A 10,907-nucleotide genomic window follows, 5' to 3' on the forward strand; every position below is an offset into this window, starting at 1 on the left:
TAGAGTCGGCACGAAGCTACTATGCCCTCGGAGGGTGAAGCTTGGGGAAACTCGCCACATCCTCAGCCGCCGCTAGGGGCAGTGCCATAAACGAAGCGTTTGATGTTTTCCGTGAAGAACGAAATTTTTATCCTCACCGTTCGTCGAAAAATTGCTACCGTTCAAGCGAAGCGCGTTTTGCAACTTTTTCGATGCTTAATTTAAGATAAAAATTTCGTTTAGGAAAACATCTCCCGCGTAGTGTTGGCACTGCCCCTAGCGGCGGCGAAGAGCTGCTTCGAATGAGGCTCCACTAACCGATAAACTGTAATCGTAAAAGAAAATACCCTCGATGCGTCAGCTTATCCGCCAACGCATCGAGGGCACATTTTTACCTGTGATTATACCACACCATGAGCAATCATGATGTCCGCAACTTTTACAAACGCCGTGATGTTAGCACCAGCGACCAAATCATCCGGATCCGCATATTTTTCTGCATTCGTTTTGGAACTACGATAAATGTTGCTCATAATATCCTTGAGCTTGTTATCCACTTCTTCAAACGTCCACTGCAAACGCTCGGAATTCTGCGACATCTCCAGTGCCGATACCGCTACCCCACCGGCATTTGCTGCCTTGGCAGGTGCAAACAATACCTTGTTCTGCTGGAAATACTCAATAGCCTCCAACGAAGACGGCATATTCGCCCCCTCGCCGACCGCAATGACTCCATTGGCCACCAGCTTTTTGGCGCTCTCCAAATCAATCTCACCCTGCGTTGCACACGGAAGGGCGATATCGCATTTCACCGACCAAACCCCTTTGCATCCCTCATGATACTCTGCCTTGGGATGCGTATTGACATATTCCTTGATGCGGCCACGACGAACCTGTTTGATTTCCTTTACCGCCTCCAGGTCAATGCCATCCGGATCGTAGACATAACCATTGGAATCGGAACATGTTACCGGTTTTGCTCCAAGCTGCTGAGCCTTCTCGATGGCATAGGTTGCCACATTGCCCGAACCGGAAATCACCAGAATCTTATCTTTCAAGCTGATCTTCTTGTCGTCGAGCATATTCTTAACAAAATACAGCAAACCATATCCCGTAGCCTCAGGACGCGCCAAACTGCCCCAATAGTCCACGCGCTTGCCGGTGAGCACAGCTGCATCATACGCATTACGGATGCGTTTGTACTGACCAAACAAATAGCCAATTTCACGGCCGCCCACGCCGATATCACCAGCCGGCACATCAACATGCGGGCCGATATGACGGTAAAGCTCCGTCATAAAACTCTGGCAGAAATTCATAACTTCATTATCCGATTTCCCATGCGGATCAAAATCCGAACCGCCCTTCGCTCCACCGATAGGAAGGCCCGTAAGCGCATTCTTGTAAACCTGCTCGAAAGCCAGGAATTTTAAGATATCGAGATTAACACTGGGATGGAAACGCAAACCGCCTTTATACGGCCCCACCGCACTGTTCATCTGCACGCGGAACCCGCGGTTGATGTGAATCTCTCCCTTATCATCCTGCCATGGTACCCGGAAGGAGACGACACGCTCTGGCTCTACCATGCGCTCGAGAATCTTTTGTTCCTTGTATTCCGGATGTTTCTCCAGAACCGGTACGACAGTCTCCAAGACTTTTGAAACCGTGGTTTTGAACTGCTGCTGTTCGGGGTCACGTTTTGCAATGAGATCCAGGGTATCCTGGACATACTGTTTCATGTCTGCCAAAGTAATCGCTCCTTTTATGAAATTATTTTACCGTTACAAGATTACATAAATATGTATCTACAACGGTTTCAGTATACTATATTTTGTCGCAATTGTATATAGTTTTAATGTAAAAGGTATTATTTCCTCCCACTATCTCCTATTCATTGCGCACATATTCCCGCGGAATCGATTGCAGGAATCGGCTCATGTGACGATAATGCCCGTATTGCTGCTGTGTCCATGACACAAACAACTGTCGCTTAGCCCTGGTGATTGCCACGTAGAAAAGCCGTGCCTCCTCAGCCAGCCGGCCGGATTTATCAGCCTGGAATCCTGGGAATGTTCCCTCCTGCATCCCCGCCAAAAACACATAATCAAACTCCGAGCCCTTGGCCTGATGAACCGTGATTATGGGAATCTGCGGTTTCTGGGTCAGCGCATCAAGTTCCGTATTCGAAAGCGTCGTAAACCGCAAAAAACGATTTATAGCATCCAGCGGCGAAATCCCCCGATCATCCAAATCCCGCGCCTGACGGAACAAATCCCGCAGATTTTCTATGCGCTGCAGCTCCTTGTGCTTTTGGTAGTAATCGCTGATGCCAGCTTCCACCACGATTTTCCCCAGAAGCTGCCACGGGCGAAGGACTAGCGCCTGCTCACGAAAACCATCCATCAGCACAGCCCAATCCGAAAATTTTTCCATCCATTCGGCCAGCAATTGCTGCCGCCGCTCTTGCTGACTGCGAATCTCCCGCTCCATGACATAGTGAAGGATTTCTGCCGTCGCCTTGATATCATCCAGCGCATCATGCGAGGACTTATGACTTACGTGGCAATATTCCCCCAAATATTCCAATTTGTAACTAGGAAGATTGGGATAGAAGCGGCGAAAAATATCCAAGGTATCATAATACGTAATATAGGAAAACGCTGGCAGATTCAGCCGCGACAAGTGACTTCCGAGAATATTGAGGTCATACGTCACATTATGTCCTACAATCACCGCGCCCTTGGCAAAGGCACAAAAATCCTGCAAAACTTCCGCTGGATCCTCGCCGTTTGCCTGCAGCCACTCATCCGTCATCTTATGCACGCGGACCGAATCACCGACCCGCCGCGTCGGCCGCAGTATCCGCTGAAATTCCTCCTTGATGGTGCCATCTTTTCTCAGCCGGATGCCCGCGATCTGAATGATTTCATCCCGCGTCGTATCCACCCCAGTAGCCTCCACATCGAAAACCACCAGATTTTCCTGCTCCCAAGCATTGACGAGCAGGCCAAACGGATCGCCATCCTTTCTGGCATAAGGATCGAGGAAATCCGTCAAACGGATGCCCGCGCGTCGATATTCCTCCGCGGACAACTTGCGGATTGTCGCTGGACCGATTCCCTGCCCAAAACGGTTTAAAATGCGGACAAAACTCGCCACATCATGCTTATTGACAATCAACCGCAAAAAGGCCAATACGTCCTTCACTTCCTGACGGCGAAAGAATTTTACCTCATCAATCAGCATAAACGGCAGCCTCTGCCCCTCCGGCTGCATACGTCCCAGTGAACGAAATTGAGCCGACAGGTCTTTATTATACCGATTGCTCCGCGTCAGAATACAAACCCGGGAATAATCGCTTACCGGCAGCTGCTGAATCGTATAATATATCCACTGAGCCTCCTCCGAAAAATCCATGGCTCCTTTGAAGACAATCGGTTCCCCACGCTCTGCACGCACCGCTGTGATGCCTTCGGGATATAGTGCTGACACGCGTTCGGGGAACAAATCCTGCAGACTCGCAAAAGAAGCCCGGAGCAGTACCTGCGTTGACCGGTAATTTTCGTGCAGCACAATACGACACGGATGATAATCCTGCTGATACCTTCGCAGTACCAATTCCGGATGCGACCCGCGCCACTCATAAATCGTTTGAAAATAATCCCCACAAAGCAACAGATGACTGCTGCCAAAGATACGCGATATAATATCATACTCCAACGCACTGGTATCCTGCACTTCATCGATATTGATATAGACAAAGCGTTGCGCCCAGCGCTGTGCCAGATCTGGCTGGGAAAATAGTTCTCCCGCCCGCACGATGAGATCCGTGAAATCCATTCCATGCAGCTCATGGATGCGCTGGTCATACTCGGCCGCCACATTCGGCCCCCAGTCCTGCCAGCCCTGATACAGCCGCTCATAATACCGATACGTATCATCGACAGCCAGGGAACGCACCTCACCAGCCGCTGTATCTAACAGCTTTGCCAAAGTCTTTCGATAGTCCTCTTGATCACTGGCACCGAAAAAATGATATTCCGCCCGTTTTTCTTTCAACTGTGCCACTAAATTCTGCACAGCCTTAAGCGGCCAAACTTCCTCCAAAACTTCTTTGAGAATTGCCTTGGAATCTGTTTCATCGAACAAGATAAAATCCGAAAACAAATCCGAGTGCCGCTTTGCTTCAGCCTTAATCACATCATAGCAAAATCCATGGAAGGTCCGCACCAGTACGCGGCTGCCTGCTTCACCTGCCTTTTCCTCCACCCGCTGCCGCATTTCCCGGCAGGCTTTGTTGGTAAAAGTCAAACACAGGATTTCCTCCGGCAGTGCCCGCTGATTTTCCAAGATGCCAGCAATTCGGCAGGCCAGCGTGTTGGTCTTGCCAGTTCCCGCCGGTGCCAGCAGCAGGATATTTTGATCCAGCTCCTCCACCGCTTTTCGCTGTGCTTCATTTAAATCCGAAATATCCAAGGATGGTCCCCTCTCTCGCCGAGTATCAGGAATTCAGTGATGACTCAAAAATCGCAACACAGGACTTCGTGCGTATAGCCGCTATCATTTCCTCATACGATGCCGGCTGCATCCCCATGCGAATAAATTTATCGTGCATAGCAATCTCGCGCTCAATCGCGGATTCTGATACCCCCTCAGCCCGGGCCATTTCTCTAAACTCTGCTGCTGTCATAAACACTTCCTCCTAAATGACTTATTCTGCATTTTATCCGAGTATTCTTATTCGACACCAAGCCTTCCATTCCCTGCCCTCAGGAGGCATAGGTCTCCACCTGCATCGTCCGTCCATCGGTATGGAACACCACCGCGCCATCCTCATCCGTCCGATAGATTTTAATCCCCGCCTCTTGATAGCGCTTTAGTACCGTCTCTTTGGGATGTCCGAACCGATTGTCCCGCCCGACACAAAACACCGCCCAGGAGGGATGAACTGCCTGCAGGAATTCTTGTGAACTCGATGTATCGCTCCCATGATGCCCGGCTTTAATCACCGTACTTTCCGGATTGATTCCGTCCTGCAAAAGATTCCGTTCATTCGCGCTTGTCAAATCCCCCGTAAGCAAGAAACTTGCGCGTCCATAAGATACGCGATAGACATTCGATGCCTCATTGCCGGCCGTCAGCTCTGCGGAAAGTGCGGGCGCATACAAGACCTCAATGATTACTCCATCGATTTGTAAACGGCTCCCCTGTCTGGCCGCTTCCAATTTTAAAAGTACCGGATCATTATCGCCTAACCGCATGCTTCTGGCGTAGGCAGACACACCTTCTCGCGCAGTATAAACTTTGCCTACAGGGATTTTATGCAAGATGGCGCCACCACCTGCCGCATGATCTTCATGGGCATGAGTCAAAAATACAGCATCCAATTTTTGCACGCCGTAATGCGATAAATAAGGCACTACCACACGCTCGCCTACATCAAAGGCACCATCCCTTGTCCCCCCTGTATCAAATAGGAAGGCATGCCCTCCTGGAGTCACTACGAGACAACAATCCCCCTGTCCTACATCGACGAAATGCACCAATAGCTCTGGAGGATGCGCATAGCGCCATCCCCCCAACACCAAAATGCCCGCGATGCCCCCAGCAGCCAACAGACGCCTATTTTTCTCCAACTGCTGGCCTAAAAAATTCCGCTGTTCTTCCTTTAGCAAGAAACCACCCAGCAGCAAATAATAGACAAGCACCCCGAGGGCATTCGGCGACGGCACCCAAATCTGGCTGGCAGGAAGCCTGGCCAAAATCCGGACGATTTCTGCCACCACCCCCAACAGCAAACTTACTCCCGTAAAGAGTACCGCTCCAGCCAAGGGAATCACCAGGGCTGCCAATCCAGCAAACAAAGCCAGCACCAGAATCAATTCAATGATAGGAACGGCCAACAGATTGGCCAAAAGCGACGACAAAGAGAGCTGATTGAAATACCAAGCCAAAACCGGCAGTGTCCCCACCTGAGCCGCAATCGTGATGGCCATGCTGCCAGCCACCAGCTCCGGTACCCGTTTCAGCCGAAACCACTGGCGAATTCCCGGCGCCAAAAACAACAGTCCTGCAGTTGCCAGAAAAGACAATTGAAAGCTGATATGAAAAAGCAGCAGCGGTGAAATCGCCACCATCACGATCCCTGTCAGGAGCAAAATAAAACCAGCCGCCTTCTCCCGCTCCAATGCCAGCGCCAGAAAGGTAAGTCCCCCCATAATTCCACTTCGTATCACCGGTGGAACACAGCCGGATAGAATACAGTACAAGACGATTGCCCCGATAACCAAACCAGCGGTAATCCCTTTCGGCAATCGCAAAAGTCCGGAAAGCCAAGCCATCACCGCCGCCAGAAGGCTAATATGCGAACCGGATACCGACAAGATATGAACAATTCCCGTTGCCGTAAAATCCTGCAGCAATTCCGGTTTGATCCCCTCATAGCCACCAAACAACATGGCAAAAACCGCTGACGCATCCTCCTTGGACATAACCTTTACCAGCTGGTTCCGATAATGCTCCCGGATACTTATTATCCAGCGAGCAAAGGCTTTCGTTTCCCGCGGCATTACGACAATCCCCTGCTTGCCCGTAGATAGCGATGCCGTTATCCCTTGTGCCTTCAACAAAGTCCTCGTATCCAGCTGTCCCGGATTTTGATATCCCTGCGGGATTCTGACTTTTCCCGCCGCTGTGATTTCGTCACCGACCTGAACTTGGGGAACCTCTTGCGGATTGACGCGGCTATAAACATACATCCCACCCGAAACGGACTGTTCCTGCTCGCCCTCCTTGACGTTTGACACATCAATTTCATAGCGTATCTTTTTTTGACCGGTCAAATCCTCGGCAATCTGTGGCTCCTCCCGCAAAATTCCCGTGACCTTGACCTCCTGATGGGCAAAATGAGAAATATCCTGCTCCGGCAATTTATCCACTGCCATAAAACGAATCATTCCCACTGCGAAAAACAACAGGAAAAATATCAGCCAGGATAAACGACTCCGGCGCCATACCATCAGAGCAGCAAGTCCCAACAGCAGGATAACCGTAACCGCCAACACTCCGCAGCCGGGAGTGCCAAATAGTTTCCCCGCGGCAATTCCTGCACACAGCACAGCAAGACAGCCTGCCAAAAAGAGTTGCGGATGCTGTCCCGTCTCCACTTACAATCACTCCCCCAAGAGTTCACAAGCAAATCTTATCCCGGATTTTCGCAAACTTGGCTTCGCCGATTCCCTTTATTTTCTTGATATCCTCGATGCGCTGAAAACTCCCCTCAGTCTCCCGATATTCGATGATCCGTTTCGCCATGGCCGGACCAATCCCCGGCAGAGAATCCAGCTCCTTTTCATCCGCGGTATTGATATTGATTAACCCGCCATTTTCCTTGGCCGTGCTCCCTGCTTTCTGCTCACTGCCTTTGAAACTGGCCGTTGGGGCAGTTTTTCGTTCCGGTACCTTCACCTGTTCCCCATCCTTTAATACCTGCGCCATGTTGATACGTTCCTGATCCGCAGTGGGAAGCAGCCCCCCACAGGTATTTACGGCATCTCCCACCCGTGCGCCTTCTTTTACCGTCACCATTCCGGGTTTATTGACGGCACCAGTCACATAGACGGTAATGTTGGCACCAGGCCCGTTTTCCTCATGACTGGCTTCATCCAGCACCACAGCATTTTCCTGGGCATAGGAACCATATACCGTTCCAACGGCAATGGCAGTAAGCAGCAGCAGCAAAATCCACAAGGACTTCTTATACATTGGCAAGATTTTTCCCTCCCTTCCCTAAATTCCTTCCAAATACCTGCTACTTCGTGGCGCACGAAAAAACTCCTGCCCACTGACAGGAGTTTTTTCGTTTATTATGATAAGTTGTTGGCGGGAATAAAAAACAGGGAAAATCAGGCAATCGCCGTGCGGAAGAAATCCTCCACCATACGATCCCAGCCCATATCATAGACATTACGCTCTCCGAGCTCATTTTGATACTGGGCCAAGGCAATGGTCATCAGCGAATCGGCCACATAGCCATCATCATCCATACCGACTTCTGCATAACTGTCATGAACCGTATTGACCACTTCTGATAATCTCGCTGCTGACATATTATCTACTATGTAATACATAGCCTCTAGATACTCCCGTGTATCTCTGCGATATCCGGATGGAGTTTCTTTGACAGCATCCATAATCTGGCTGATTTGGCTCAGTGCTATGAACTTGATTCTGGTAACGTACATTTCTTTTGTATACATACATCATTCCTCCATCCATGGATAAATAATAGCATATGTTTACATGTAATGCAAATTGTATGCATGTATACATGTAACATTGTTTACTGAATTATATGACTTTTCTTGTTCTTTCTTCCCGTGCTTGCCATAAATGCCGCGATTGGAGTAAAATTATGATGTGAATGTTGAATGTCAAAGAAACCAAGGAGGTTTACTTCGTGGAGAAGATTAGGATTGGGAAAGGTCAAGTATTGCATCGAAAAGGGGACGAGGTTAAGACCCTCGAAATCGTTCTGGCTGGTGCGCTTACTATGACCGATGGAAATGACGTAAACGTGCGCCTAGGCAGTGGTTCCATGGCGGGAACCGCCTACCTGCCGGGTGAAACATATTCCTTCGATTATGTGGCCGCAGAAGATTCCACCTTAATGGCAATGGATTACCTGACGCCTGACGATATCGTGGAAGCCGTAACCGGAACACCGGCGATAGCACCAGTCATCGCCGCCGCCAATATGGAGCTCGCCGCTGCCATCTTGGACTCCCTCACGGCAACTACCGATGCAGCCATAACGCTCTGCAAAGAACTAAAATACAATTACAATGAGTATAAATTTATGTGTGTCCAGCTCGGCGCAACGCCAGCACAATTCGATTTTGTCGAGCACTTGATTCCTCTGGAATCGTCCGGTCTTGATTCCAGTTGGGAGGCTGACCTCTGCCGTGCTTACTGCAACCAGCGAGGTGCACTGGACAAAGGGTATTACCCCCTCGATGTGTGCTTCTGCGTGGAAACGGTCATGCGCGCTTCCACCATCAGCCGCAAATTCAGTCAGGAACTTCTTTCGGTTCTGACTTTTGTCGAACAGACAAAATCTGGCGCGGCTTCCTTTATCGAAGCCTTCTATAATGTAAAATCCCGCGTTGATACCAACAATCGCGGCGATTCGAATGCCGCCCCACATATCCAGAATGCCCTGGATATGATTTTGGCCTTTTCTGGCGTCGACCAGGAAACCGCGGATACCTTCCGTAAGGATGTACGGGCCTATACCGATACCGAAGACCGCCTGGAAAAATCCGATGAGATGCGTCATCTTCGCCGAAGCCTTTCCGACGGATTCTATAAAATCTATGAAGCGGCGTTCTTCAAGAGCCTCAATACGGATCACCTTCCGGTAGAGGTTCGCATGTTTTTCCTCTTTGGGTTCGTCGACGAGACCCTTGCAGGAACAGCCAACACGGAGATTCTTTACCAGACTGCCGTTGGCTGGGAAAACGATCCGGAAGAACGCATCGTATCGCTCTACGATTGGCTGCTAAAAATCTATCGCGGACAGGCGCTTCCGTCGAAAAACGAGTTCGATAACGACTGGTTCGAATACCTACGCGAAGAACTCCGTACAGGTTCCATTTCGCAGGCGGAATCCGATGCCCTGCAAAACGATACGCAGGCAATGGTTTCCTTTGAAATTCGCAATATGGTCACGATTGCCAACAAGGCAACCTATGGCCGCCTTGCCACCTTTGTGCCAATTTTCAATGCTCAGGATGTCGTCCGCCCGCTGGAAAAATGTCTGGCCAGCCCGGCCCGTGTCCGGGAAGCGTTCACCAAAGTCACCGACATCGACTACAGCTGCTTCTACCGACCCACGCTGATGAACTTCCCGGAGTTCAAGATTCCGCACTTTATTTACGATGTTGAGGTCAAACCATATATCATTCTGATGCCCAACATTGGCAGCCGCGGCCTCATGTGGCAGGAAATCGAAGGCGTCCGTCGCACCACACCGGCCCATATGATGATTTCCATCTATCACTCCGAAGATTTGGACAATACCGTAGTTCAGATGTGTGCCCAATTCCGTTGGGAGATGTGCCGCCGCATCCAGGGAGTTCGTTACGCCGACGTATCGGAACCATCCCTTACATCTGAATACACCAACTATCTGCAGTTCTACCGCAAAAACGGCTACTTATCCGCTGACATCAAAGAACGCATCAAGATGTCCCTGCAAAAGGCTCGCAATGACTATAAAGTCATATTCATGAACGATTATGAAAAATACATTCAGAATGAAGCCTTTGGCATGCCACGTCTCAATAAGATTGCCCGGGAAATTCTGTTCAAATACTGCACCTATTCCCAGAAATTCCGCGAGGAACGCGGCACCAACCCACAATACGCTCCGCTTATGGACCGTTGGAACGTCGCTCATAATTCCAGAGTCCACACCGTTGACCTGGTACTTCGCAAAGTACAGCGCATGAATCCAGATGCCGTTCCGCAGGAAATCCTCAACGAAGTAAAATATTTGAAATTATAACCAAAGCAAAAGGGGCTGTTGCACGTAATGTGACGTGCAGCAGTCCTTTTTCATGTGCAAAAAAATAATCCCGGGGCTTGAATGCCTCGGGATTAGGTGTAGAATTTAGATATGCAAAAACCAAATTCACAAAAAGATTATACGTCTTTTGAAGGAAGCTATCAAGTATTTCTTCCATTTAATCTTGAATTTCAGATTGGCAAAGATGACCCCGTCCGCCTGCTTCGCCATTGTATTGGGGGTATGGATATTACGGCACTGGAAAAGACCTATCAGCGAATAAATCGAAATTTGGCGTCGCCAAGGCAGATGTTGGCCATCATTGTCTATGCCGGAATGAATCATATTTTCAGTTCTC

At 49.6% G+C, this 10,907-nt stretch carries 7 protein-coding genes and 1 pseudogene; 2 read left to right on the top strand and 6 right to left on the bottom strand.

Annotated features, from left to right (window positions below; genetic code table 11):
* Positions 1-380: 380 nt before the first annotated feature.
* The 6 genes from gdhA to T504_RS0111465 all read right to left on the bottom strand — a co-directional run bounded on the left by gdhA (position 381) and on the right by T504_RS0111465 (position 8,240).
* The gene (gdhA, locus tag T504_RS0111440) at positions 381-1,730 is read right to left on the bottom strand and encodes an NADP-specific glutamate dehydrogenase (RefSeq protein ID WP_033171217.1); all 1,350 of its coding nucleotides are present in this window, start codon (positions 1,728-1,730) and stop codon (positions 381-383) included.
* Between the two features lie 139 nt (positions 1,731-1,869).
* Positions 1,870-4,458, bottom strand: a complete 2,589-nt coding sequence (locus tag T504_RS0111445) for a 3'-5' exonuclease (protein WP_051635352.1) — start codon at positions 4,456-4,458, stop codon at positions 1,870-1,872.
* 25 nt (positions 4,459-4,483) lie between these two features.
* Complete coding sequence (locus tag T504_RS0111450) at positions 4,484-4,672, bottom strand: hypothetical protein (protein ID WP_033171218.1); 189 nt, start codon at positions 4,670-4,672, stop codon at positions 4,484-4,486.
* A gap of 79 nt (positions 4,673-4,751) precedes the next feature.
* Positions 4,752-7,148, bottom strand: coding sequence for a DNA internalization-related competence protein ComEC/Rec2 (locus tag T504_RS0111455; protein WP_033171219.1), 2,397 nt, complete (start codon positions 7,146-7,148; stop codon positions 4,752-4,754).
* Between the two features lie 22 nt (positions 7,149-7,170).
* Entirely contained in the window at positions 7,171-7,752 is a 582-nt protein-coding gene (locus T504_RS0111460; RefSeq protein WP_033171220.1) for a ComEA family DNA-binding protein, read from the bottom strand.
* Positions 7,753-7,886: 134 nt separating this feature from the next.
* Positions 7,887-8,240 carry a hypothetical protein gene (locus T504_RS0111465; RefSeq protein ID WP_033171221.1) on the bottom strand — a complete coding sequence of 118 codons (354 nt, stop codon included), beginning with the start codon at positions 8,238-8,240 and terminating at the stop codon, positions 7,887-7,889.
* Positions 8,241-8,440: 200 nt separating this feature from the next.
* Between T504_RS0111465 and T504_RS0111470 the strand changes: the two genes are divergently transcribed.
* Both T504_RS0111470 and T504_RS14460 read left to right on the top strand, forming a co-directional pair.
* Positions 8,441-10,549: a cyclic nucleotide-binding domain-containing protein gene (locus tag T504_RS0111470; RefSeq protein WP_156033538.1), complete on the top strand. Its 2,109-nt coding sequence runs from the start codon at positions 8,441-8,443 to the stop codon at positions 10,547-10,549.
* Positions 10,550-10,660: 111 nt separating this feature from the next.
* Positions 10,661-10,907, top strand: a pseudogene (locus T504_RS14460) (IS5/IS1182 family transposase); the annotation flags it as partial.

This window comes from Selenomonas sp. ND2010, from assembly GCF_000702005.1.
GTDB lineage: Bacteria > Bacillota > Negativicutes > Selenomonadales > Selenomonadaceae > Selenomonas_A.

Excerpts from the sequence above, each read along its gene's own strand:
- T504_RS0111450 (WP_033171218.1), bottom strand. The coding sequence starts at position 4,672 with ATGACAGCAGCAGAGTTTAGAGAAATGGCCCGGGCTGAGGGGGTATCA.
- T504_RS0111465 (WP_033171221.1), bottom strand. The coding sequence starts at position 8,240 with ATGTATACAAAAGAAATGTACGTTACCAGAATCAAGTTCATAGCACTG.